A 23,283-nucleotide genomic window follows, 5' to 3' on the forward strand; every position below is an offset into this window, starting at 1 on the left:
GGTGTGGCCTCCACCGGTAGCTATGCTAAAGTAGCGCGGCTTGCAAACAATGAGGGAGACCAAGCGTGTTCGAGCTGTTGAAAGCCGGTGGCATTCTGATGGTGCCAATTGTTGCCTGTTCCATTCTGGCGCTGGCCATCATTCTGGAGCGTATCTGGACCCTTCGTGCCTCCAGGGTAGCGCCTCCCCAGACCATTAACGAGTTATGGCGCTGGATCAAGAAAAAAGAACTCAATGGCCGGAAGCTGAAAGCCCTGCAGGGTTCCTCACCCCTGGGCCGGATTCTGGCCGGTGGCCTGCTTAACGCGAAGCACGGCCGCGAAATCATGAAAGAGAGCATCGAGCACGAGGCGAGCCAGGTTATCCACGATCTGGAGCGATTCCTGAACCCACTGGGTACCGTAGCGACCATCACTCCTCTGCTGGGTCTGCTGGGCACCGTTATCGGGATGATCAAGGTTTTTGCCGAGATCCAGCTGGCCGGGGTCGGCAACGCGGGCAATCTGGCTGGCGGCATCTCCGAAGCGCTGATCACTACCGCCGCTGGTTTGAGCGTTGCTATCCCGGCTTTGATCTGCCACCGCTACTTTATCCGCCGGGTGGATGAGCTGGTCGTAGGCATGGAGCAGGAAGCCATCAAGCTGGTTGAGGTAGTACACGGAGACCGCGAAATCGACGTGGAAGGAGCCTGAACGCCGTGAAGTTCAAGCGCCAGAGAAGCCAGGAAGTCGGGGTTGACCTGACACCACTGATCGACGTGGTGTTCCTGCTGCTGATTTTCTTTATGGTTTCCACAACCTTTACCCGGGAAAGCCATCTGCAGGTCGAGCTTCCCGAGGCCAGTGGCGAGCCCGCGCCGGCATCGGAAGTGCAGCAGATCGATGTGGTGATCAATGCCGAGGGGCAGTACATCCTGAATGACCGGACATTGGTCAATAACCGGCGGGAAACGCTTGAACGGGGTGTGCGCGAGCTTGCGGAAGGCAACAATTCGCTTCCTTTCATCATTACTGCTGACGCCCGTACCCCCCACGAGTTCGTGGTTCGTGCCATGGACGTTGCCGGACGTCTTGGATTTGCCAAGCTCAGCATTACTACCGAGCGGGAGGCTGAGAACCAGTGAAGGTAACCGAGCCTTTGCCTGATCCTTCGGCCGGTTTGCCAGCGGGCAGTTGGGAAACCTACAAACGCCTGCTCGCTTATGTGAAGCCCTTCCTGCTGGCCTTCTCCCTGGCGGTACTTGGCAACATCATCTATGCCGCCGCATCGACCGGTATGGCGGCGGCCATGGAATACGTCATCGCGGCCATCGAAAACCCCACGGAGCAGAACCGCCTGATGCTCACCCTGGTCATTGTAGGTGTGTTTGCATTCCGGGGCCTGGGTACATTCCTGAGCCAGTATTTCATCAGCTATGTTGGTCGCCAGGTCATTAATGCCTTGCGCAATGATGTATTCGATCGCCTGATGACACTGCCCTCCCGGTATTTTGATGACAACGCAGCCGGACGCCTGGTCTCCAAGCTCACCTTCAACGTTGAGCAGGTGGCGGAGGCCACCACTAACGCAGTGACCATCACGCTCCGTGAAGGGCTGACCATCATCGGTCTGCTGGGTTACATGTTCTACACCAATTGGAAACTCACGCTGATTTTCCTGGCGGTGGGGCCCCTCATTGCGGCCGTCGTCAGTTACGCCAGCAAACGCTTCCGCAAGATCAGTCAGCGAATTCAGGGCTCCATGGGCGACATAACCCATGTGGCCTCAGAGTCGATTACCGGCTATCGCGTTGTTCGGACCTTTGGTGGTGAGGATTATGAACGCGATCGTTTTCAAGAGGTTAATAATAAAAACCTCAAGCAAAGTCTGAAGATGGCATCCACTCAGGCCATCAGTGTTCCGGTCATCCAGGTACTGGTGGCCATCGCCATTGCCGGTCTGGTCTGGATGATGCTCGCGCCGGAAATCCGTGGCGAAATGAGCACGGGGCAACTGGTTGCCTTTATCACCGCTGCAACCACCATGGCAAAGCCGATCCGCCAAGTCACCTCGGTTCATGCCAAGATCCAGAAAGGTGTTGCAGCAGCCTACGATGTTTTTGAAACCATTGATGAAACCCCGGAGCAGGATCCGGGTACCTACTCTCCGGATCGAGTTGAGGGCGACATCGAGTTTGATGAGGTGTCCTTCCGGTACCGGGACCAGCTCGACAATGTCCTCGAGGGTATTTCCTTCAGTATTCCTGCCGGTCAGAGTGTGGCGCTTGTCGGCCGTTCAGGAAGCGGAAAGTCCACCCTGGTGAGTCTCATTCCACGATTCTATGAATATACTGGCGGCGATATCCGCATCGATGGTCATTCGTTGAAAGAGTTCTCCCTTAAAGGGCTGCGCTCCCAGATTGCGCTGGTGAACCAGAATGTGGTGCTTTTCAACGACAGTATCGCCGCCAACATCGCTTACGGAGCGCTCCGGAATTGTACTCGCGAAGAAATCCGTGAGGCCGCCGCCAAGGCGCATGCGCTCGAATTTATTGACCGTATGCCCGAGGGGCTGGACACCATGATCGGTGATAACGGTGTGATGCTCTCGGGTGGGCAACGGCAGAGGCTGGCCATCGCCCGGGCATTGCTCAAGAATGCCCCAATCCTGATCCTTGATGAGGCCACATCGGCGCTGGATACCGAATCTGAACGGCACATCCAGGAGGCGCTGGAAACGGTGATGCAGGGCCGTACCACACTGGTCATCGCGCATCGCCTTTCCACCATCGAGAAAGCCGACAGGATTCTGGTGATGGAAAACGGACGAATCGCAGAGTCCGGTCGCCACGACGAACTTCTTGCTGCTGGCGGGGCATACGCCCAGTTGCATCAGATGCAGTTCAGCGAGCAGCCATGAGCGCGGTGCAATCCGCCATAAGCTCGCTGGTTGAACGTCTCTGGTATGGCAGTAAACGGCCCCTGGGCTTTCTGGCACCGTTGTCCTGGTTGTACCGAAGCATCGCAGAGGCCCGTCGCCGTTCGGCCTGGGACGCAAGGGATGCCTCGCTTCCGGTTCCGGTGATTGTGGTTGGCAATATCACCGCTGGTGGAACCGGGAAGTCACCGCTTACCGCATGGCTGGTCTCTGAGCTGGCATCTGCTGGTTGGCGACCGGTCATCCTTAGCAGGGGGTATGGCGGTGACGCCGGCCAATACCCGCTGGAGGTCGCAGCACATACCAGCCCCGAAGAAGCCGGTGACGAGCCGGTGATGCTGGCACTCAGCACCGGTTGTCCGGTGGTTGTTGATCCCCGGCGTCGACGCGCCGCCGATTATGCTCTCGAGAATAACCTTGGTGATTTGCTGATCTGTGACGACGGTCTGCAGCATTACAAATTGCCCAGGGATCTCGAACTATCGGTATTTGATGGGCAGCGGGGCATCGGGAACGGCGCCCTGATTCCGGTCGGTCCCCTGCGAGAGCCGGTTTCGCGGCTCGCTTCTGTGGATTTTGTTATCGTAAATGGTAAGGAAATCTCGGAGCAGGCGCTTGAGAATTTTGCCGGCGTCGACCACCCGGCCATCTATTCCATGGTACTGGAACCCGCTAGCCTGGTTCACCTGAAATCCGGGGCGTCCAGGCCTGTCGGAGATCTCAACGGGAAGGCTGTGACGGCGGTGGCCGGGATCGGCAATCCGGCCCGGTTTTTCGATACACTCAGGGCGCTGGGCGCGGTTGTCACCGAGAGGGCTTTTCCGGATCATCACCGGTTCCGTCCAGAGGATCTGACAACCGATGCCGATGAATTGATTGTAATGACGGCAAAGGACGCGGTGAAATGCCGGGATTTCGCGCCCGACAATGCCTGGAGCCTGGTGGTTGAGGCCAGATTGCCGGAGCAGTTCCGAGATGCCTTTCTGGCCCGGGTTCGCCAGTGTGCCGAGCCGTTAACTTCGTGATATCAAGTGAGTAAGAAACATGGATAAGAAACTGTTGGCGATGCTGGCCTGTCCGGTCTGCAAGGGCGATCTGAAACTCAATGAGGACAGAACCGAGCTGGTCTGTTATCAGGACGCCATGGCGTTCCCGATCCGCGAGGGCATTCCTGTGATGTTGGCCACAGAGGCCAGGACCCTGTCCACCGATGAGCGTCTGCACAAGCGCTGAACCCAAGTCCATCAGGGTAGTTACCTCATGTCTTTTACCGTTGTGATCCCGGCCCGCTATGCCTCCAGTCGCCTGCCAGGCAAGCCGCTAGCGGAAATTGCCGGAAAGCCCATGATCCAGCACGTCTGCGAGCGTGCTGCGGAAAGCCGGGCAGATCGGGTGGTTGTGGCCACCGACGACGACCGAATCCGAACTGCGTGCGAAAGCTTTGGTGCCGAGGTGGTGATGACATCCCCGAATCATGCCAGTGGCACCGACCGACTCGAGGAGGTTGCAAGGGCGCTTGGGTTCGAGGCCGACCACCGGGTGGTCAACGTGCAGGGTGACGAGCCCCTGATTCCGCCGGAACTGATCAATCAGGTGGCCGACAACCTGGAGCTGTATCCGGAAGCCGCCATTGCCACCCTGTGCGAGCGAATCCATGACCCTGAACAGGTCTTTAACCCCAATGTGGTTAAAGTGGTGTTTGATCACAAGGGGATGGCGCATTACTTCAGCCGGGCACCGATTCCGTGGGCAAGGGACCAGTGGCAGGAGGGCACGCCGCTTACCGGCGTCGACATATCCTTGCCTCACAATATCGGGTATTTCCGGCATATTGGTATCTACGGTTACCGCGCCTCTGTGCTTGGACAGTTTGTCAGCTGGGCGCCTGCCCCCACAGAGGTTACCGAATCACTGGAACAGTTGCGGGCGCTCTACAACGGCGCCCGGATCCACGTGGATGTGGCTGCTGTGAACCCGCCGGGTGGTATTGACACCGAAGCTGATCTGCAACGGGTCCGCAACTGGCTGGAAAGGAGAGATATCGACAATGGCTGAACCGGTAAAGGTACTTTTCGTTTGTCTGGGCAACATCTGTCGCTCGCCCAGTGCCGAAGGTGTATTTCGTTCCCTGGTGGAGCAGGCTGGCCTCGCGGATCAGGTTCACATCGACTCCTGTGGCACCGGCCACTGGCATATTGGCAAGAGCCCTGACACGCGCGCCCAGGAGGCTGCCCGGCGTCGGGGTATCGATATCAGCGGATTGCGGGCGCGCCAGTTCAGCCCCGAGGACCTGGATAACTTTGATTATGTGCTGGTAATGGATCGCCAGAACCTTGCTGATATCAAGGATGTCTGGCATCAGAATGGAGGTACCCGACCGGCACTGTTTCTGGAATACGGCAGTTCCAAGCATCAGGAAGTGCCAGACCCATACTATGGCGGCGACGAAGGCTTTGAAACGGTTCTTGACCTGATTCACGAAGCCGGTGAGGGGCTGCTGGCTGATATCCGGGGGCGTCTGGCTTGACTCGGCATCCGGAGATCCGGGAAAACGTTGAGCTGGAGGCCCTGAATACCCTGCATGTGCCAGCCAGGGCACGCTTCTTTGTTGAGGTGCACAGCGCGGACGAGCTGGTCCGGTCCCTCGACTGGGCAGCGGCCGAAGACCATGAGGTTCTGATTCTCGGTGGTGGAAGTAATCTGGTGTTCGCAGGCGACTTCACCGGGCTTGTGGTTTGTTTGGCTATACGCGGACGTCGCTGGGAACATATTGAGGATCACCGCGCCACCTTGGTACTCGGCGCCGGTGAGAACTGGCACGAAGCCGTATTGTATGCAGCCAGAGCCGGTTATCGGGGCATTGAAAATCTTGCCCTGATTCCCGGAACAGCCGGTGCGGCGCCGGTTCAGAATATCGGCGCCTACGGGGTGGAGTTATGCGATTGTCTGGAGTCGGTCACTGCGCTTGATCGCAAGACTGGCGAGCTGGTGCCTCTGAATAACGCCGAGTGCCGGTTTGCCTATCGCGACAGTTTGTTCAAACAGACTCCAGGGCGTTACGTGATTACGGAAATTCGCCTGGGCCTGTCTCGCTCACAGCCATTGGTGCTCGGGTATCGGGATCTTCAGGACTATCTTGGTGATACACCGGAATCCGCTCTGGACCCAGTTCATGTGGCGGAGGCCGTGATGGCCATTCGGCGCCGTAAGCTTCCGGACCCGGACATCATTCCGAATGCCGGAAGTTTCTTCAAGAATCCGGTGGTGGATGGCGCTATCTTTGAATCCCTCAGGGAGCGGCACCCGGATATCGTGGGATATCCCCAGGAGCAGGGCGTCAAACTGGCCGCAGCCTGGTTGATCGATCAAAGTGGCTGGAAGGGGTTTCGGAATGCCCGGGTGGGTGTTCATAACCGGCAGGCACTGGTCCTGATAAACCATTCTGGCGGCACCGGAGCCGACATACTCGAGCTTGCGGAGACGATTCGCAGGTCGGTGGCAGAGCGGTTCGGGGTCACGCTGGAAATGGAGCCGGGGATTGTTGGTGACTCCGGAAGAGGTAATCCCTGACGGCACTGTGTTACTCAAGTGCCGTCAGGTGCGCCCGCCTGAGGTGGGCAGGGGATCAAAGTCCTTTTCGGGGCGAGGCATTCACCAGGAATGGCAGCGCTTCGGCCACCGGCACATCCTGTTTTTCCGCATCCCGCCGGCCCTTGTATTCCAGGGTTCCTGCTGCCAGACCGCGCTCGGATACCACGAACCGGTGCGGGATACCGATCAGTTCCATATCGGCGAACTTCACGCCCGGGCGCTCTTTGCGGTCATCCAGAAGCACGTCGTAGCCCGCCTGGCGAAGCTGCTCATAAAGCTTTTCGCCGGCTTCGGCAACCGTGGGAGACTTGTGGGCGTTAAGCGTGACGATGGCCACCTGGAAAGGCGCAATGGCGTCTGGCCAGATGATGCCGTTGTCGTCGTGGTTCTGTTCAATAGCTGCAGCAACAACCCGGGAAACGCCCAGGCCATAGCAACCCATCTCCATGATCACGGTTTTGCCATTTTCATCCAGAACAGTGGCGTTCATGGCGGTGCTGTACTTGTTCCCGAGCTTGAAGATATGGCCGACTTCAATACCGCGACGGATTTCCAGAGTGCCCTTGCCGTCCGGGCTCATGTCACCCTCGACAACGTTGCGCAGGTCCTCTACACGGTCAAGCGTTACATCTCTCTCCCAATTCACACCGGTCAGATGGAAACCTTCCCGGTTGGCGCCGCAGACAAAGTCCGCAAGGTGGGCTGCGCTGCGGTCGACAATGACCGGTACATTGAGTTTTACCGGTCCGATAGAACCGGCCTTGCACCCGACAGCCTGTTCGATTTCCTCATCGGTGGCCATGGTCAGAGGCTCGGCTAAGCCGGCCAGGTTTTCAGCCTTGATTTCGTTAAGGCTATGATCACCACGCAGAACCAGTGCAACCAGGCCGGAGTTTCCGTCTTCATCCACTTCGGCCTTCACCAGCAGAGTCTTGACGGTGCGAGTGGCATCAATGCCCAGCAACGCTGATACGGCCTCGATGGTTTTCTGGTCCGGCGTGGCGACTTCCTTCATCTCCTCGGCCGGGGCAGGGCGATCTCCGACGGGCGCTACCGCCTCAGCTTTCTCGATATTGGCCGCGTAATCGCTCTCTGTGCTGAAAACGATGTCGTCTTCGCCGGAGGATGCGAGTACATGGAACTCGTGGGAAGCGTTGCCGCCTATGGCGCCGGAATCCGCCTGTACTGCACGGTAATCCAGGCCGAACCGGTCGAAGATAGCGCAGTAGGTGCGGTGCATCAGCTCATAGGTTTCGTTCAGGGATTCTGCATTCAGGTGGAAGGAGTAGGCATCCTTCATAAGGAATTCCCGGGCCCGCATGACGCCGAACCGAGGGCGACGCTCGTCCCGGAATTTGGTCTGTACCTGGTAGAAATTGGCCGGCAGCTCCTTGTAGCTGCTCAGCTCGTTCCGGATCAGGTCGGTAATGACCTCTTCGTGGGTCGGACCGAAACAGAAATCCCGCCCGTGGCGGTCTTTCATTCGCAGCAATTCGCCGCCGTACTGAGTCCAGCGCCCGGATTCTTCCCAGAGTTCGGCCGGCTGAACCGCCGGCATCAATACTTCCTGAGCACCACTCTTGTCCATTTCTTCGCGAACAATCCGCTCAACCTTGCGCAGGGTGCGCAGGCCCATCGGCAACCAGGTGTAAAGCCCGGCGGCCAGTTTGCGAATCATGCCGGCACGCAACATCAACTGGTGGCTGATGATCTCGGCGTCGGCGGGGGTCTCTTTCTGGGTGGCAATCAGGTAGCGGCTCGCTCGCATCGTGTCTTCCGTTTGTAATAAATCTGAAGTGTTAGACTAATGGACAGGCGGCGGTTGGCCCGCCGAAGCCTTTATTTGTCGTAAAGTGGCCATTATTGTACGGAGCCTGTTGCACAAGGTACAGATGATGACCGACGAATCTATTGATGTGGCCCCGCGGCGCCGGCCGGTTCAGGCGCGCAGCCGGGAGCGCGTCAACACAATCCTACGCCACGCCGCCGCCGTGTTTCACGAGACCGGCGTCGAGGCTGTCAGCATGTCAGCCATTGCCCGGCAGTCGGGAATGTCCCTGGCCTCCCTGTATCGGTATTTTCCCAACAAGGCGGCCATCGTTCATGCCATCGCAGAACAGCATGTAGAGAAGATGGAGCGTGCTCTCAGGGAGCGTTTACTGGAACTGAGTCTGGTTGATGCGGTGGACGTTCTTATTGATCAGTTCTATGAGTTTTACCGCAATGAGCCTGCCTATTCGGCTATCTGGAGCGGTGTGGAGGCCATGCCGGAACTCCGGGAGCTGGACCTGAGAGAGCTCTATACCAACGCCCGCGACCTGGACGAGAAGCTCAAGGAGGAATGCCCTCAGATTCCGGATGACCGGCGCTGGACAGCAAGCCTGCTGCTGCCACGGTCTGCGGGCACTGTGCTGCGGCTGGCAGTGACCCTTCCGGAGGCCCAGGGCCGGCAACTGGTGGAGGAGCTCAAGTGCATGGCCCGGGCTTACGTTCGCGAGCTTATAGTCTGAATCAGGAAAGATAACCCAGGGGCAGGGCGGTACTGTCGATCACTCTGCGGAGGGCAAAGCTGGAATGTACCCCGCTGACCCCCTGAATTCGGGTAATACGGTTCAACAGGAAATGGTGGTAGTGGTCCATGTCGGGTACCACCACCTTGAGCATGTAATCGGCGTCCTGGCCGGTGATCAGGTAGCACTCCTGCACTTCTGGGTATTCGGCCACCTGCTCTTCAAAAGCCGCGAATCGCTCTGGCGTATGCCGGTCCATCCCAATCAGTATGATTGCCGTCAGGGACAGGCCAAGCTTCTTGTGATCCAGAATGGTGACGGTTTTGATAATAATACCGGCATCCTCAAGGGCCCTCACACGGCGCAGGCAGGGTGAAGGTGACAGCCCGACTTTTTCTGCCAGTTCCTGGTTGGTCAGGGAGCCATCCTGCTGGATATGTTCGAGGATCCGGCGGTCCATCTTGTCAATTTTGACGAGGGTTTTCTGATTTGCGGTCATAAAATTCTACGGAACCTTGTTATTTGGCAATTTATGGATTAAAAAATACGCTTTCCCACCAAAGTTCGCAATCAAATACCAGCTTTACCGCGTTAACCTGTACACACTGAAAATTTCATTCCCGAAACCGCAAGGAATTACACGCATGGCTTTCGATCATCGCAAATACGTTGCGTTCAAACCTGTTGCCAAAACCGACCGTCGCTGGCCGGACAAGGTCATCGAGAAGGCGCCGACCTGGTGTGCGGTTGACCTTCGGGATGGCAACCAGGCGCTGGTGAAGCCCATGTCTGTCGCCCAGAAAACGCGGATGTTCGAGTTGCTGGTCAAGCTGGGCTTCAAGGAAATCGAGATTGGCTTTCCCGCTGCCAGCCAGCCGGATTTCGACTTCTGCCGCAAGCTGATTGAAGAAAACCGCATTCCCGAGGATGTGAAGATCCAGGTGCTGACCCAGGCTCGTCCTGAACTGATCGAGCGCACTTACGAAGCACTGGCCGGCGCCCGCAAGGCGATCGTCCATGTCTACAACTCCACGTCCACGGTTCAGCGGGAGCAGGTGTTTGGCCTGGATCGGGATGGCATCAGGGATATTGCCGTCAATGGTGCAAAGCTGGTTCGTGACATTGCTGCCCGTCACCCGGAAACCGAGTGGACCTTCCAGTACTCACCAGAAAGTTTTACCGGTACAGAGCTGGATTTTGCCGCGGAAGTGATCGATGCGGTGAGTGAGGTCTGGCGCCCGGAAGAGGGACAGCCGATGATTATCAACCTGCCGGCCACCGTTGAAATGGCGACACCGAATGTCTTCGCCGACCAGATCGAATGGATCTGCGACAACATCAAGCGCCGGGAGCATATCAGTATCAGCGTGCACACCCACAACGATCGTGGCTGCGCCGTGGCCGCCGCCGAACTGGCGGTGATGGCAGGAGCGGACCGGGTCGAGGGTACCCTGATGGGTAACGGCGAGCGCACCGGCAACATGGACCTGGTGACCATGGCCATGAACCTCTATTCCCAGGGCATTGATCCGACACTGGATCTGTCAGGCATGGCAGAGATCACCGAGGTGGTTGAGGCCTGTACCGAGATTTCCACTCACCCGCGTCATCCCTACGCCGGCGAACTGGTCTTCACCGCCTTCTCCGGCAGCCATCAGGACGCCATCCGCAAGTGCCTGGCGCGCCGCAAGGAAGGGGAGGCCTGGAATGTCGCTTACCTGCCCATCGATCCGTTTGATGTCGGCCGCCGGTATGAGGAAGTGGTGCGCATCAACAGTCAGTCTGGCAAAGGCGGTGTGGCTTATGTGCTGGAGCGGGATTACAACATCAGCCTGCCGCGCTGGCTGCAGATCGAGTTCAGCAAGGTGGTTCAGAGAGAAGCGGAAACCAACGGCGGCGAGATTGATTCACTGACCATTCACCGCCTGTTCGAGGATCGCTATCTGAAAGTCCACGCCGACTGGGCTCTGCGCTCCTACGACCTGCATCGGGACGAAGAGGGCGTTCACGCCGAGGTGTCGGTGGGCCGTGAGGCTTCTCCAGTGCGCCTGGATGGTCATGGATTGGGCGCTGTTGAGGCGGTATCAGAGGCGCTGGAGAAGCGTTTTGGCGTAGCCATCGCGGTAGAGGCTTACGACGAGTTTGCCCTGGGTGAGGGCACTAATGCCAACGCACTGGCCTGTATTCGCTTGACCGCAAGCGGTATGCATTGCAGTGCGGCGGCTCTTGCTGAGGACACCACGTCTGCCACCCTGCAGGCACTGTTTTCTGCGGTAGCTCAGGCGGTGGGTGTTGAAATGCCCAGGAAAGAAAAGGAGGCTGAAGCGGCGGGTGCGTGATAGCGCACTGCCGTGACGACACAAGCCGGCACGAGTGCCGGCTTGTTGGTTTTCCGATGCCCGTGAGGGGCAAAGGACGGAACGTAGGCCCTTAGACCGGGGTAACGTTTTCCGCCTGCGGGCCTTTCGGGCCCTGTGTTACGGTGAACTGTACCTGCTGGCCTTCGGTCAGGGTACGGAAACCGCTTGCGTTGATTGCGCTGTAGTGAACAAACACGTCGCTGCCACCGTCCTGAGCGATGAAGCCAAAGCCTTTGGACTCGTTAAACCACTTAACGTGGCCGGTTTTAGTATCGGACATTGATCTTTCCTGTCTTTCTGTAATTTGCCCTCACGGGACCTTCAAAATTCCACATGGAATCGTTGCTGAGAAATCCAGAGAGTACTGAGGAAGGGGCAACGAAGAGCACTGCGGCAGGACGTTGAAACGCATTCACCAAATACCGCTGTATTTTCACAGCAATTTCAGTATAGACCGACTTTGGGGGGCGTCAACGAAATTTTCGCACCTTTTATGCAGGTTTTAATCCGGGCAAAAACAACGGGTTGGGATTCGGTTGAACAAAAAATGCCCGCTCCCCGTTAACCGGGGGCGGGCATGTGTCGGAGCTCCGCGGTCAGTGGCGGAATTGCTCGCTGATTTCTTCCAGAATGGCAGGATCATCAATGGTGCTGGGCACCGAGTATTCCTCGCCATCAGCGATCTGGCGGATGACCCGTCTCAGGATCTTGCCGGAACGGGTCTTGGGCAGTCGGTCTACCACCAGAGCACGACGGAAACAGGCGATGGCACCGATCTTGTCGCGCACCATCTCCACCAGTTCGTCTTCCAGTTCGTCATGGTCGATGGTTGCACCATCCTTGATGAGAACCAGTCCGACGGGGATCTGGCCTTTCATATCGTCGTGTGCGCCCACTACGCAGCACTCGGCCACGGCAGGGTGGGAAGCCACCACTTCCTCCATCTCGCCGGTGGAAAGACGGTGGCCGGCTACATTGATCACATCATCGGTGCGGCCCATGACAAACACATAGCCGTCATCGTCAATAAACCCGCCGTCCCCGGAACTGTAGAACCCCGAAATCGGCTCCAGATAGGTTTTGCGGAAGCGCTCGTCGTCGCCCCAGACCGTCATCATGCAGCCTGGCGGCAGGGGCAGTTTCACCGCAATCTGGCCCTGCTCGCCCGCGGGCATCTGGCTACCGTTCATGTCCACCACCTGAACGTTGTAGCCGGGGGAGGGCACGGTCGCAGATCCCGGTTTGGTGGCCATCAATTCGATACCCACCGGGTTACAGCAGATGGCCCAGCCGGTCTCTGTCTGCCACCAGTGGTCAAGAACCGGCAGGCCGGTATGTTCCTTCAGCCATTCATAGGTGGCTGGATCCAGGCGCTCGCCGGCCAGAAACAGGCGTTTTAGTGAACTGATGTCATAGCGTGACAGCTGATCCGCTTCCGGATCTTCCTTGCGGACGGCGCGGAATGCGGTCGGAGCGGTAAACAGCATGTTGACCTTGTGGTCCTGGACGACCCGCCAGAATGCGCCGGCATCCGGCGTTTTCACCGGTTTGCCCTCGTACATGATGGTGGTACAACCGGCAAACAGCGGGGCATAAACAATGTAGCTGTGGCCTACGACCCAGCCAACGTCGGAGGCGGCCCAGTAAACATCACCAGGTTTGGCGTCGTAGACCAGCTTCATGCTGTAGTTCAGCGCAACCGCGTGACCACCGTTATCACGCACCACACCCTTGGGCTTACCGGTAGTGCCGGAGGTGTAGAGGATATAGAGCGGGTCTGTTGATTTCACGGGCACCGGATCAGCCGGCTCAGCCGTTTTCATCAACTCGTTCCAGTCGTGGTCCCGGCCAGTCTGAAGGTCGGCTTTCACCTGGGGACGCTGGTAAACAATGCAGGTTTCCGGTTTGTGGCTGGCCTGGTCGATGGCCTTGTCGACCAGAGGCTTGTATTCGATCACCCGGGCGACTTCGATGCCGCAGGAGGCAGTAATCACGGCCCTGGGTTTGGCGTCATCAATGCGCACGGCCAGTTCGTGGGCAGCAAAGCCGCCAAAGACCACAGAATGAATAGCGCCGATCCGCGCGCAGCCCAGCATCGCAATGACGGCTTCCGGGATCATTGGCATGTAGATGATGACCCGGTCACCCTTGGTGATGCCGCGGCCCTTCAGGGCGCCTGCGAACTTGGCCACTTCGTCGGTCAGTTCGTTGTAAGTGTAGGAGCGCTGGGTATCGGTAACCGGAGAGTCGTAGATCAGGGCTTTCTGGTCACCACGGCCTGCGCGGATGTTGGCATCCAGCGCGACATCACAGGTGTTCAGGGTACCGTCGGGAAACCATTCCCCGTGGCCATTGTCGGTCGGCTGCCAGATGGTTTTCGGCGGTTCGATCCAGTCAATTTTCTCCGCCTGTTCACGCCAGAAGTCGTCCGGTTTGTCTATCGACCGCCGGAACTCCGAGTGGTAGTCCATACATTCCACCTCATCGTGCCTGTTGTTGTTTTAATACGTTTCCTGACAACTTTAGGCCGTTTGAAATCATGGACTAGTAGACCATTGGCTTAGTCTTGGGGCTCTAGGGGCCAGTTTCTTCTGCAGATTTGACCGAAGTCACCTTCGCAGTCATTTCACCTCGCGCAACGCGGGCTGAGATGGTATCGCCCAGGTTAACATTTGAGGCATCCCGGAGGATGTTTCCGCGGCTGTCGCGTACGATGGAATAGCCTCGTCCAAGCGTCGCAAGGGGGCTGACCACATTGAGGGTCTGCGCTGCACGTCCCGCGGTTTCGTGGCGCTGTTTCAGGCCCTGTTGCATCACGGAAACCAACCGCTCGCTTACGCGCCGCAGCGCGTCCTGACTGTCCGAAAGCTGGCGGCGGGGTGACTGCATAACCAGTCTCTGGCGCAGATGAACATTGCGCACGCCAACAGTCGTCAGGCGTTGTCGAATGGCTTTCTGCAGGCGCATTTCGAGCTCATCCATTCGCTGAGCTTTCTCCAGAAGCTCCCGTCTGGGGTCCCGCAGGCGCGCGCTCAGGTGCCCAAGCTGGGTGCCCAGGCGCTTCAGAGCGAGGCCCATGGCGTTGGAAAGGCGGAATTCCCGCTCGCGGAGCTGTCTGAGCCAGTCAGACTGATCCGGTGAAATCTTTTCAGCCGCCGCCGAGGGTGTCGGCGCCCTGAGATCCGCCACGAAATCCGCAATGGTGACATCCACTTCGTGGCCAACCGCGCTGACGGTGGGAATCCGGCAAGCGGCAATGGCCCGGGCTACCGCTTCTTCGTTGAAGCACCAGAGATCCTCCAGGGAGCCACCCCCGCGGCCGATGATCAGCACGTCGGCGACGCCGTGGTTCTGGGCGGCTTCAATGGCGCCGACAATATCGGCCGTTGCCGCTTTGCCCTGCACAGCCGTGGGGTAAAGTGTTACCGGAATGGCGGGGCAGCGCCGGGCCAGGACGGTCAGTATGTCGTGGATCGCGGCTCCGGTGGGTGAGGTAACCACACCGATGTGCCGGGGCAGGGACGGCAGTGGTTTCTTCCTGGCCTGATCAAACAGGCCCTCGGCCAGCAGCTTGCGCTTGAGCTCCTCGAAGGCCTGCTGCAAAGCTCCGAGCCCCGCCGGCTCAATATGTTCAACGATGATCTGGAAGTCGCCCCGGTTCTCGTAGAGGGTCACCTTGCCACGGATCCGGACCTGATCACCCTCTTTCGGTAGTGCGCGGATACGCTGGTTCATGCCCCGGAACATGGCGCAGCGTACCTGGCATTTGCGGTCTTTCAGGGAAAAATACCAGTGGCCGGATGAGGGGCGTGAAAATCCGGAGAGTTCACCTTCCACCCACACCTGCATGAAGCTGGATTCCAGCAGATGTCTGGCCTGGTGGTTGAGCTCGCTGACACTGAGCGCCCGGGGCCGGGTGTCCTGAAGATGCGGCGTCGTCGGTCCTGATCCGTCGTTATACATACGCAATAGCCGAAAAAAGGAAGGGTAAAAATAGCGAAATTTCAAAAAGATGCAATCGAACCTTAAAAACGCCCCGGTTTACTGTCCCCGAGAGCCCCATTATAATAGATCGATTAAGGATTTTGCTTTGTCGTACCGCCGCGGGTACGGCACGGAAATTCCCAACTTAGCACGATCAAAAGGCGGATCCCAATGCTGCGAATTGCCGAAGAAGCCCTCACATTTGATGACGTTCTGCTGGTTCCCGGATATTCAGAAGTTCTGCCCCACGAGGTCAGCCTGCAGACCCAGTTGACCAAGGGTATAACCCTCAATATTCCTCTTCTGTCATCCGCCATGGATACCGTTACCGAGGCCGAGCTGGCCATCGCCATGGCCCAGGAAGGCGGTATCGGCATCATGCACAAGAACATGACCGTTGAGCAACAGGCGGCCGCAGTCCGCAAGGTCAAGAAGTTCGAAAGTGGTGTCGTGAAGGATCCGATTACGGTATCGCCAGAGACCACCGTTCGTGAGTTGGTCGATATCACCATGGCAAACAGCATTTCCGGCCTGCCGGTCGTAGATGGCCACGATCTGATCGGCATTGTGACAGGCCGTGACATCCGGTTTGAGAGCCGCATGGATACACTGGTTCGGGACATCATGACCCCGAAAGAAAAGCTGGTGACCGTCAAGGAAGGCGCATGCCTTGAGGAAGTCAAAGAGCTGCTGCATCGTCACCGGATCGAGAAGGTCCTGGTGGTTAATGACAACTTTGAGCTACGCGGCCTGATCACCGTCAAGGATATCCAGAAAGCCAAGGATTATCCGCTGGCATGCAAGGACGATCAGGGTCGTCTGCGGGTTGGTGCAGCGGTCAGCACCGGTGGTGACACCGAGGCGCGGATTACTGCACTGGCCGAGGCCGGCGTCGATGTGATCGTTGTGGACACCGCCCACGGCCATTCCCGTGGCGTTATCGAGCGTGTTCGCTGGATCAAGAAGAGTTTCCCGGATGTTCAGGTCATTGGCGGTAACATTGCCACTTCGCACGCGGCGCTTGCCCTTGCAGAAGCCGGCGCGGATGCCGTGAAGGTGGGGATTGGTCCCGGCTCCATCTGTACCACTCGCATAGTGGCTGGTATCGGCGTACCCCAGATCTCCGCGGTTTCCAATGTAGCAGCAGCCCTTAAGGAGCTCGGAGTCCCAGTGATTGCGGACGGTGGTATCCGTTTCTCCGGTGATATTGCCAAGGCCATTGCCGCTGGCGCCCACAGCGTTATGATCGGCAGTCTGCTGGCAGGCACCGATGAAGCTCCGGGCGAAGTTGAGCTGTTCCAGGGTCGCAGTTACAAGGCCTACCGGGGCATGGGCTCCATCGGCGCCATGGGGCAGGGCTCCAGCGATCGTTATTTCCAGGACGCCAGTAAAGGCATCGAGAAGCTCGTGCCGGAAGGCATCGAGGGCCGCGTTGCCTGCAAGGGCCCGATGCGTAACATCGTTCATCAGCTGGTTGGCGGTCTGCGTGCGGCCATGGGTTACACCGGTAGTGCGACCATGGAAGAAATGCGGACCAAGCCGGAATTCGTGCGCATCACCAACGCAGGCATGCGTGAGAGCCACGTACACGATGTGACCATCACAAAAGAATCGCCCAACTACCGTATCGGTTAACCATTGCCCTACCAGACGCGGCCCCCAGAGGGCCGCGTTGTTTATTCAGCTCCGAGGACTCCATGGCCCAGAATATTCACGACCACCGCATCCTGATTCTCGATTTCGGTTCCCAGTACACCCAGCTGATTGCCCGCCGTGTACGGGAGATCGGCGTTTACTGTGAAATCAAGGCGTTCGATATCACCGATGACGAGCTCAATGAGTTCAATCCCAAGGGGATTATTCTTGCAGGTGGTCCGGAGTCAGTAACTCAGTTGGGCGGTCCCCGGGCGCCGGAAGGGTTGTTTGACCGCGGCATTCCGATTCTCGGTATCTGTTACGGCATGCAAACCATGGCCGAGCAGCTCGGAGGCCGCGTGGCCAGTTCCGAAAAGCGTGAGTTCGGCTATGCTCAGGTCAAGGTGCGCGCCAAGGGCCCGCTGCTGGCGGATATCACCGACCACCTGACGCCAGCCGGCGAATCCCTGTTGGACGTCTGGATGAGCCATGGTGACAAAGTGGTGTCGATGCCCGAAGGCTTCGAGCTGCTGGCCTCCACCGAAAGCGCGCCGATTTCTGCGATGCAGGATCTCAGCCGGAATCTGTACGGTGTGCAGTTCCACCCGGAGGTTACCCACACGCTCCAGGGCAAGCGGATTCTCGAGCATTTCATCCTGACTATCTGTAAATGCGAGGCACTCTGGACACCGGCAAAAATTGTGGATGACGCGGTTCAGCAGATTCGTGAACAGGTCGGCACTGACAAGGTACTTCTTGGTCTGTCCGGCGGTGTTGATTCCTCGGTAACGGCTGCGCTTCTACACCGCGCCATCGGTGATCAGCTTACCTGTGTGTTCGTAGACAATGGCCTCCTGCGTCTTCACGAAGGCGACCAGGTGATGGACATGTTCGCCAGCAACATGGGCGTGAAAGTGATTCGGGTTGACGCCGAAGACCTGTTCCTGTCGAAGCTCAAGGGCGTGAGTGATCCCGAGCAGAAACGCAAGATCATCGGCAACACCTTTATCGACGTGTTCGACGACGAGGCGGCCAATATCAAGGACGTGAACTGGCTGGCTCAGGGCACGATCTATCCGGACGTCATAGAGTCTGCCGCGTCCAAGACCGGCAAGGCCCATGTGATCAAGTCCCACCACAACGTCGGTGGCTTGCCGGAAACCATGAAAATGAAGCTGGTCGAACCGCTGCGCGAGCTGTTCAAGGATGAGGTCCGCCGGATCGGTCTTGAGCTCGGCCTTCCGTACGACATGGTTTACCGCCACCCGTTCCCGGGGCCGGGCCTGGGCGTGCGTATTCTTGGCGAAGTGAAAAAAGAATACGCCGATATCCTGCGCAAGGCAGATGCCATCTTCCTGGAGGAGCTTCATCGCGCGGATTTCTATCACAAGACCAGTCAGGCCTTTGCGGTGTTCCTGCCGGTCAAGTCGGTAGGCGTGGTAGGAGATGCCCGCCGCTATGAATATGTGGTGGCCCTCCGGGCGGTAGAAACCATCGATTTCATGACCGCCCGCTGGGCACATCTGCCATACGATCTTCTTGAAACCGTTTCCAACCGGATCATCAACGAGATCACCGGCGTTTCCCGGGTGACCTACGATGTTTCCTCCAAGCCGCCGGCAACGATTGAGTGGGAATGATCGCGCCAAACCGCGCTTGGGCGCGTCGTCAGTCGATTTCCGGGCTCGCCTCACCTGCCTGGCTCTGGTGCAAGGTATCGGAAGGTGATTCTCCGAACAGCCGCTTGTAGTCGAGCGAGAACTGGCCCATGTGTGCGAAGCCGCACTCTCGCGCGATACTGCAAACTGTGGTGGTAGACGGGTCGGCATGCTTCAGTAGCATATTGGCTTTTCTCAATCGTTCCCGTTTCAAGAATGCCATCGGTGTGATGCCATAGGTGTGCAGAAAAAGATAACCGAGCGTTCGCTTGCTTACGCCAGACGCTTCAGAAAGATGACCGAGCTGGATTCTTTCTTTCATGTGGCGTGCGATGTAGGCAAGCGCTTCATTCAGTCTGTTGTGATAGGTCGATCTCTTATTCGGCATGGTCTTGATACTTCAGGACACCGGTCGACGTTGGATTGCGTGAGCGTTGATTCTAGTGCGGAAGGAAATTGTTTCGCTATCGTGATTCCGCACGAATTAGGATCGGCGGCAATGCGATTGGGGTGGGGAAGAGATCGGGGCTATTGGCCAATCGAATTTTGTATTCAAGTGGAAATCTGTAAAGGCGGACGGTATTCCCCCGTTGCCTGACAGAGCATGGTCAAATAGAGCCGATTGTGAATAATCGACGGAATGCCGCATTCAATGCCTGACCGCAATGAAATTGACAAATTTTGGATGAAGCGCGCGCTGCAGCTGGCTGGTGAGGCTGCAGAAAAGGGCGAGGTGCCTGTTGGTGCTGTCGTGGTCCTCGATGGCAAGGAAATCGGCGCTGGTTTTAACGCGCCTATTTCCGGTTGCGACCCCACGGCCCATGCGGAAATCCGGGCTTTGCGCGATGCCGCCGCCCGGGTGGGCAATTATCGGCTGCCCGCTGCCACGCTTTACGTTACTCTGGAGCCCTGTACCATGTGCGTGGGCGCTATCGTTCATGGCCGCATCAGTCGGCTTGTCTATGGTGCCAGCGAGCCCAAGGCCGGGGCGATAGAATCTGCACGCCGAACGCTTGAAGAGCCCCATCTTAACTGGGATGTGACGGCGGTTGGCGGTGTTCTCTCAGGCCAGTGCAGCCAGGTGATCAGTGAGTTTTTCAGCCGGCGGCGGGCAGAGATCCGGCGTCTGCGCAAACAGAAATCAGGGAAGGGGTAGTTCTCGCCTATGAAAGTCCTCGTTACCGGCGGAGCCGGGTATATTGGCAGTCATGTGGTTCGTCAGCTTGGCCAGGCTGGTCACGATATCGTGGTGTTCGATAATCTCTCCACAGGCTATCGCTGGGCGGTGACCGCCGGCGAACTGGTGGTCGGGGATCTGGCTGATGAGGGGGCGGTCGAGGATCTGTTCTCCCGTCACCGGTTTGAGGCGGTCCTGCATTTTGCGGCCAACATTGTGGTGCCGGAATCCGTCGCCAACCCCTTGAAGTACTACAGCAACAACACCCGTAATACCCTGAACCTGCTGAAAGCCGTTGAAAAACACCAAGTGCCTTACATGGTGTTTTCCTCCACCGCCGCCGTTTACGGCATGCCTGAGCAGACGGTGCTCACCGAGGACCTACCGCTGGCTCCGATCAACCCGTATGGCGCTTCCAAAATGATGAGCGAGCGGATGATCATGGATCTGGCTGCGGCCTCCAGCCTCAATTACGTCATTCTGCGTTACTTCAATGTGGCAGGTGCCAATCCGGACGGACTGCTGGGTCAGGCGACGCCCGAAGCCACGCATCTCATCAAGGTGGCCTGTGAGTGTGTCACTGGCCAGCGCGAGGGCATGAGCGTCTTCGGTACCGACTACGATACCCGCGACGGTACCTGCATTCGCGACTACATCCACGTGGAAGATCTGGCCAAGGCCCACGTGATGGCGCTGGACTATATGGCCAATGGTGGTCATTCGCAGGTCATGAACTGCGGTTATGGTCGCGGCTTTACGGTCCGGGAAGTGATTGACGTGGTCAAGGCGCAATCAGGCGTTGATTTTCCGGTCACCGAAACCGGCCGCCGTGCCGGAGATCCGGCGGCGCTGATGGCGGACAACACGCTTATTCGCCAGACCCTGGGCTGGCAGCCGGACTATGACGACCTGGATACCATCGTCGGAACGGCTCTGGCGTGGGAAGCGATCTGGCAGAAGAAGAAAGCCAGAGACAGTCAGTAACTTTTCTGTATTTGCATCGGGATTTAGAGGATGAAAATAACGATTTTTGGAACCGGTTATGTAGGCCTGGTAACCGGAGCCTGTCTGGCGGATGTAGGTCATCACGTTCTGTGTATGGATGTGGACCAGGGCAAGATTGAAAAGCTGAAAGATGGCCAGATACCTATTTACGAGCCTGGTCTGGACAGCATCGTAAAGCACACCGTTGAAGCGGGCCGCCTATCCTTTACAACAAATACGGAAGAAGCTGTCAAACACTCCACCCTGCAGATTATTGCTGTCGGTACACCACCGGATGAAGACGGCTCTGCCGATCTTCAATATGTAACCGCTGTGGCCCGTTCCATAGGCGAGTACATGGAGGACTACAGAGTCGTGGTCGACAAGTCGACTGTGCCGGTTGGCACTGGCGACAAAGTCAGGGCTGCACTCAGGGCACAGCTGGATCGCCGTGGGCTGGAACTGGATTTTGATGTGGTGTCCAATCCGGAGTTCCTCAAGGAAGGCGCGGCCATCAACGATTTCATGAAGCCTGACCGTATTGTGGTGGGCACCGACAGCGAGCGGGCTGCGGAACTGCTGCGGGAGGTCTACTACCCGTTCAACCGCAATCATGACCGGATGATCTTCATGGATCTGCGGTCCGCGGAGCTTACCAAGTATGCGGCCAACTCCATGCTGGCCACCAAGATCAGCTTCATGAACGAGATTGCGAACCTGGCAGAGCGGCTGGGTGCCGATATTGAAGCCGTGCGCCGGGGCATTGGTTCCGACCCGCGGATTGGCTATCACTTCATCTATCCGGGTTGTGGTTACGGCGGTTCCTGTTTCCCGAAGGATGTCCAGGCATTGGCCCGAACCGCCAGCGACTGCGGCTACGAAGCACGCCTGCTGAACGCAGTTGAATCGGTGAACTACGCCCAGAAACACGTGCTGTTCGACAAGATCAGCCATTACTTTGGCGGCGATCTGAATGGCAAGGTCGTCGCGCTCTGGGGACTGGCATTCAAGCCAAATACGGATGATATGCGCGAAGCCTCTTCCCGCACTCTGATGGAAGATCTCTGGAAAGCCGGTGCCAGGGTGCAGGCTTTTGACCCGGAGGCCATGGAAGAAACCCAGCGAATCTATGGTGATCAGGAAGGCCTGACCCTGTGTGGAACGAAAGAGCAGGCTCTGAAGGGTGCAGATGTGCTGGCGATCTGTACCGAGTGGAAGGAGTTCCGTTCGCCGGACTTTGAATCCATTGCCGCGACCATTCGTGAGCCGGTGGTCTTTGACGGCCGCAACCTGTATGAACCGGAAATGCTGGATCGCTACGGCCTCATTTACTACGCCATTGGCCGTGGTCGTACGCAGTTCCACTCGGAGTAAATGTAGATAATGGGGAGGGGGTCATGAGTGAACCGGTAGTTTTCCGGTTACATGAGCGACTGGAGGCTGACACGATTGGCCTTGGAAGCACCTCGCTGTGTGAAATCCGGCTGATGAACGACAGTACCTGGCCATGGGTGCTCTTGGTTCCGGCGGTTGCCGGGATTCGGGAGATTTACCAGTTGTCGGCAGATCAGCGGCACCAGCTGGTTCGCGAGTCCTCGGCGCTCAGCGAAGCCATGATGGACGCGTTCGGCGGTGACAAGATGAACGTCGCCGCCCTTGGCAACATGGTGCCGCAGCTTCATCTTCATCACATCGTGCGGTTTGAGGGCGATCCGGCCTGGCCGGGCCCGATCTGGGGCAAGCAGGCGCCGGTACCTTATTCCGATGAGGAGCTGGAGCAGGTTCGACAGCGACTGGCGCCAGTACTGGCGGAACTGAAAGCGGGCGTTTAAACCCAGGGCAGGCTACTGGCGCTTTGCCAGAGTCTGGGAGCCCACCAGAATCATCCTGAGCTCGGTTTTCAGTTTGGCCTTGAGCTCTTCACGTTCTGCCGGCGTTGCATCAAGCGCTTCGGCCCCCTGATTGAAGACCAGCGTCACCATCGATTCGGCCACCAGCCTTGCTTCAGAAAGCGGTCTGTTCTGTTCATCGGCGATTCGCCGAAGATCATCCGCCAGCTCGGTGACAAAGTGATCAATCTCGGCCTTTACCGCTGTCCGGAACGGCTTGGATACCCCGGTTCTTTCCCGCAGCATCAGTCGGAACAGATTCGCGTTGTTGCCCAGGTACTCCATAAAGGTTTCCACAGAAGTGGAAATGGCGCTGCCGCCGTCCCGGGCAATCCGCTTGCGGGCCTGACGCATCAGTTGCCTCAGCGCCACGCCGCCTTCGTCCACCAGAGCCAGCCCCAGTTCATCAAGCTCCGCAAAGTGCCGGTAGAAAGACGTGGGGGCGATGCCCGCTTCCCGGGCAACTTCCCTTAAACTCAGGCTGCCAAAGCCCCGATCCGCACTCAATTGCGAAAGCGCCGCATCCATTAATGCCCGCCGGGTTTTGAGTTTCTGCTCCGCTCTGGTGGCCAAGTTCAG

At 57.9% G+C, this 23,283-nt stretch carries 23 protein-coding genes; 16 read left to right on the forward strand and 7 right to left on the reverse strand.

Annotated elements, in window-relative coordinates:
* The first annotated feature begins 65 nt into the window (after nt 1-65).
* From KEHDKFFH_RS07940 to murB, 8 genes are read left to right on the forward strand one after another with little or no spacing between them, the layout of a single operon-like run.
* Nucleotides 66-692, forward strand: a complete 627-nt coding sequence (locus KEHDKFFH_RS07940; protein ID WP_069183399.1) for a MotA/TolQ/ExbB proton channel family protein — start codon at nt 66-68, stop codon at nt 690-692.
* 5 nt (nt 693-697) lie between these two features.
* On the forward strand, nt 698-1,123 hold the full coding sequence (locus tag KEHDKFFH_RS07945; protein WP_064230166.1) for an ExbD/TolR family protein: 426 nt from the start codon (nt 698-700) through the stop codon (nt 1,121-1,123).
* Nucleotides 1,120-2,898, forward strand: coding sequence for a lipid A export permease/ATP-binding protein MsbA (msbA, locus tag KEHDKFFH_RS07950; protein ID WP_104321424.1), 1,779 nt, complete (start codon nt 1,120-1,122; stop codon nt 2,896-2,898). Before KEHDKFFH_RS07945 ends, msbA begins: the two co-directional genes overlap by 4 nt.
* Nucleotides 2,895-3,941: a tetraacyldisaccharide 4'-kinase gene (gene lpxK, locus KEHDKFFH_RS07955; protein WP_104321425.1), complete on the forward strand. Its 1,047-nt coding sequence runs from the start codon at nt 2,895-2,897 to the stop codon at nt 3,939-3,941. Before msbA ends, lpxK begins: the two co-directional genes overlap by 4 nt.
* 19 nt (nt 3,942-3,960) lie before the next feature.
* The gene (locus KEHDKFFH_RS07960) at nt 3,961-4,149 is read left to right on the forward strand and encodes a Trm112 family protein (RefSeq protein ID WP_064230163.1); all 189 of its coding nucleotides are present in this window, start codon (nt 3,961-3,963) and stop codon (nt 4,147-4,149) included.
* Nucleotides 4,150-4,176: 27 nt separating this feature from the next.
* Nucleotides 4,177-4,971, forward strand: a complete 795-nt coding sequence (gene kdsB, locus KEHDKFFH_RS07965) for a 3-deoxy-manno-octulosonate cytidylyltransferase (RefSeq protein WP_104321426.1) — start codon at nt 4,177-4,179, stop codon at nt 4,969-4,971.
* Nucleotides 4,964-5,443: a low molecular weight protein-tyrosine-phosphatase gene (locus tag KEHDKFFH_RS07970; protein ID WP_104321427.1), complete on the forward strand. Its 480-nt coding sequence runs from the start codon at nt 4,964-4,966 to the stop codon at nt 5,441-5,443. Before kdsB ends, KEHDKFFH_RS07970 begins: the two co-directional genes overlap by 8 nt.
* Entirely contained in the window at nt 5,440-6,486 is a 1,047-nt protein-coding gene (murB, locus tag KEHDKFFH_RS07975; RefSeq protein WP_104321428.1) for a UDP-N-acetylmuramate dehydrogenase, read from the forward strand. The genes KEHDKFFH_RS07970 and murB overlap by 4 nt, the downstream gene beginning before the upstream one ends.
* A 55-nt stretch (nt 6,487-6,541) precedes the next feature.
* Here the strand turns inward: murB and KEHDKFFH_RS07980 are convergent, their stop codons facing one another.
* The gene (locus KEHDKFFH_RS07980) at nt 6,542-8,275 is read right to left on the reverse strand and encodes a proline--tRNA ligase (protein ID WP_104321429.1); all 1,734 of its coding nucleotides are present in this window, start codon (nt 8,273-8,275) and stop codon (nt 6,542-6,544) included.
* Nucleotides 8,276-8,402: 127 nt separating this feature from the next.
* Between KEHDKFFH_RS07980 and KEHDKFFH_RS07985 the strand changes: the two genes are divergently transcribed.
* Nucleotides 8,403-9,017, forward strand: coding sequence for a TetR/AcrR family transcriptional regulator (locus KEHDKFFH_RS07985; protein WP_104321551.1), 615 nt, complete (start codon nt 8,403-8,405; stop codon nt 9,015-9,017).
* A 1-nt stretch (nt 9,018) separates the two neighbouring features.
* On the opposite strand, the gene KEHDKFFH_RS07990 is transcribed toward KEHDKFFH_RS07985, so the two are convergent.
* Nucleotides 9,019-9,516: an Lrp/AsnC family transcriptional regulator gene (locus KEHDKFFH_RS07990; RefSeq protein WP_104321430.1), complete on the reverse strand. Its 498-nt coding sequence runs from the start codon at nt 9,514-9,516 to the stop codon at nt 9,019-9,021.
* Nucleotides 9,517-9,661: 145 nt separating this feature from the next.
* On the opposite strand from KEHDKFFH_RS07990, the gene leuA reads away from it, so the two are divergent.
* Entirely contained in the window at nt 9,662-11,356 is a 1,695-nt protein-coding gene (gene leuA / locus KEHDKFFH_RS07995; RefSeq protein WP_104321431.1) for a 2-isopropylmalate synthase, read from the forward strand.
* A gap of 91 nt (nt 11,357-11,447) precedes the next feature.
* On the opposite strand, the gene KEHDKFFH_RS08000 is transcribed toward leuA, so the two are convergent.
* From KEHDKFFH_RS08000 to xseA, 3 genes are all read right to left on the reverse strand, one after another.
* Nucleotides 11,448-11,657: a cold-shock protein gene (locus KEHDKFFH_RS08000; RefSeq protein WP_008169155.1), complete on the reverse strand. Its 210-nt coding sequence runs from the start codon at nt 11,655-11,657 to the stop codon at nt 11,448-11,450.
* Between the two features lie 316 nt (nt 11,658-11,973).
* Nucleotides 11,974-13,848, reverse strand: coding sequence for a propionyl-CoA synthetase (locus KEHDKFFH_RS08005; RefSeq protein ID WP_104321432.1), 1,875 nt, complete (start codon nt 13,846-13,848; stop codon nt 11,974-11,976).
* Nucleotides 13,849-13,951: 103 nt separating this feature from the next.
* The gene (gene xseA / locus KEHDKFFH_RS08010; RefSeq protein ID WP_104321433.1) at nt 13,952-15,340 is read right to left on the reverse strand and encodes an exodeoxyribonuclease VII large subunit; all 1,389 of its coding nucleotides are present in this window, start codon (nt 15,338-15,340) and stop codon (nt 13,952-13,954) included.
* Between the two features lie 192 nt (nt 15,341-15,532).
* Here xseA and guaB point away from each other — a divergent pair, with 192 nt between their 5' ends.
* Complete coding sequence (gene guaB / locus KEHDKFFH_RS08015; protein WP_104321434.1) at nt 15,533-16,996, forward strand: IMP dehydrogenase; 1,464 nt, start codon at nt 15,533-15,535, stop codon at nt 16,994-16,996.
* 62 nt (nt 16,997-17,058) lie between these two features.
* Nucleotides 17,059-18,636 (forward strand): glutamine-hydrolyzing GMP synthase, encoded by a 1,578-nt coding sequence (gene guaA, locus KEHDKFFH_RS08020; protein ID WP_104321435.1) that lies wholly within the window; start codon nt 17,059-17,061, stop codon nt 18,634-18,636.
* A gap of 28 nt (nt 18,637-18,664) precedes the next feature.
* On the opposite strand, the gene KEHDKFFH_RS08025 is transcribed toward guaA, so the two are convergent.
* The gene (locus tag KEHDKFFH_RS08025; protein WP_104321436.1) at nt 18,665-19,042 is read right to left on the reverse strand and encodes a helix-turn-helix domain-containing protein; all 378 of its coding nucleotides are present in this window, start codon (nt 19,040-19,042) and stop codon (nt 18,665-18,667) included.
* A 264-nt stretch (nt 19,043-19,306) separates the two neighbouring features.
* Between KEHDKFFH_RS08025 and tadA the strand changes: the two genes are divergently transcribed.
* The 4 genes from tadA to KEHDKFFH_RS08045 are packed head-to-tail and all read left to right on the forward strand — an operon-like array spanning nt 19,307 to nt 22,647.
* The gene (tadA, locus tag KEHDKFFH_RS08030) at nt 19,307-19,810 is read left to right on the forward strand and encodes a tRNA adenosine(34) deaminase TadA (RefSeq protein WP_104321437.1); all 504 of its coding nucleotides are present in this window, start codon (nt 19,307-19,309) and stop codon (nt 19,808-19,810) included.
* Between the two features lie 9 nt (nt 19,811-19,819).
* A complete protein-coding gene (gene galE, locus KEHDKFFH_RS08035) occupies nt 19,820-20,815 on the forward strand; it encodes a UDP-glucose 4-epimerase GalE (protein WP_104321438.1) in 996 nt (331 codons plus the stop codon).
* 30 nt (nt 20,816-20,845) lie between these two features.
* Nucleotides 20,846-22,189 carry a UDP-glucose dehydrogenase family protein gene (locus KEHDKFFH_RS08040; protein ID WP_104321439.1) on the forward strand — a complete coding sequence of 448 codons (1,344 nt, stop codon included), beginning with the start codon at nt 20,846-20,848 and terminating at the stop codon, nt 22,187-22,189.
* A gap of 23 nt (nt 22,190-22,212) precedes the next feature.
* Nucleotides 22,213-22,647, forward strand: a complete 435-nt coding sequence (locus KEHDKFFH_RS08045) for an HIT domain-containing protein (protein WP_104321440.1) — start codon at nt 22,213-22,215, stop codon at nt 22,645-22,647.
* Between the two features lie 12 nt (nt 22,648-22,659).
* On the opposite strand, the gene fabR is transcribed toward KEHDKFFH_RS08045, so the two are convergent.
* Nucleotides 22,660-23,277, reverse strand: coding sequence for an HTH-type transcriptional repressor FabR (fabR, locus tag KEHDKFFH_RS08050; RefSeq protein WP_064230147.1), 618 nt, complete (start codon nt 23,275-23,277; stop codon nt 22,660-22,662).
* Nucleotides 23,278-23,283: the final 6 nt, after the last annotated feature.

The organism is Marinobacter maroccanus (assembly GCF_002933275.1).
Taxonomy (GTDB): Bacteria; Pseudomonadota; Gammaproteobacteria; order Pseudomonadales; family Oleiphilaceae; genus Marinobacter; species Marinobacter maroccanus.

What these genes read in the sequence shown, in the direction of transcription:
- leuA (WP_104321431.1), top strand. Translation starts at nt 9,662, where the DNA reads ATGGCTTTCGATCATCGCAAATACGTTGCGTTCAAACCTGTTGCCAAA.
- tadA (WP_104321437.1), top strand. Translation starts at nt 19,307, where the DNA reads ATGCCTGACCGCAATGAAATTGACAAATTTTGGATGAAGCGCGCGCTG.
- KEHDKFFH_RS08045 (WP_104321440.1), top strand. Translation starts at nt 22,213, where the DNA reads ATGAGTGAACCGGTAGTTTTCCGGTTACATGAGCGACTGGAGGCTGAC.
- KEHDKFFH_RS07985 (WP_104321551.1), top strand. Translation starts at nt 8,403, where the DNA reads ATGACCGACGAATCTATTGATGTGGCCCCGCGGCGCCGGCCGGTTCAG.
- guaB (WP_104321434.1), top strand. Translation starts at nt 15,533, where the DNA reads ATGCTGCGAATTGCCGAAGAAGCCCTCACATTTGATGACGTTCTGCTG.
- guaA (WP_104321435.1), top strand. Translation starts at nt 17,059, where the DNA reads ATGGCCCAGAATATTCACGACCACCGCATCCTGATTCTCGATTTCGGT.
- galE (WP_104321438.1), top strand. Translation starts at nt 19,820, where the DNA reads ATGAAAGTCCTCGTTACCGGCGGAGCCGGGTATATTGGCAGTCATGTG.
- KEHDKFFH_RS07970 (WP_104321427.1), top strand. Translation starts at nt 4,964, where the DNA reads ATGGCTGAACCGGTAAAGGTACTTTTCGTTTGTCTGGGCAACATCTGT.
- KEHDKFFH_RS07990 (WP_104321430.1), bottom strand. Translation starts at nt 9,516, where the DNA reads ATGACCGCAAATCAGAAAACCCTCGTCAAAATTGACAAGATGGACCGC.
- lpxK (WP_104321425.1), top strand. Translation starts at nt 2,895, where the DNA reads ATGAGCGCGGTGCAATCCGCCATAAGCTCGCTGGTTGAACGTCTCTGG.
- kdsB (WP_104321426.1), top strand. Translation starts at nt 4,177, where the DNA reads ATGTCTTTTACCGTTGTGATCCCGGCCCGCTATGCCTCCAGTCGCCTG.
- KEHDKFFH_RS07960 (WP_064230163.1), top strand. Translation starts at nt 3,961, where the DNA reads ATGGATAAGAAACTGTTGGCGATGCTGGCCTGTCCGGTCTGCAAGGGC.
- KEHDKFFH_RS08000 (WP_008169155.1), bottom strand. Translation starts at nt 11,657, where the DNA reads ATGTCCGATACTAAAACCGGCCACGTTAAGTGGTTTAACGAGTCCAAA.
- KEHDKFFH_RS08005 (WP_104321432.1), bottom strand. Translation starts at nt 13,848, where the DNA reads ATGGACTACCACTCGGAGTTCCGGCGGTCGATAGACAAACCGGACGAC.
- xseA (WP_104321433.1), bottom strand. Translation starts at nt 15,340, where the DNA reads ATGTATAACGACGGATCAGGACCGACGACGCCGCATCTTCAGGACACC.
- KEHDKFFH_RS08025 (WP_104321436.1), bottom strand. Translation starts at nt 19,042, where the DNA reads ATGCCGAATAAGAGATCGACCTATCACAACAGACTGAATGAAGCGCTT.
- KEHDKFFH_RS08040 (WP_104321439.1), top strand. Translation starts at nt 20,846, where the DNA reads ATGAAAATAACGATTTTTGGAACCGGTTATGTAGGCCTGGTAACCGGA.
- KEHDKFFH_RS07980 (WP_104321429.1), bottom strand. Translation starts at nt 8,275, where the DNA reads ATGCGAGCGAGCCGCTACCTGATTGCCACCCAGAAAGAGACCCCCGCC.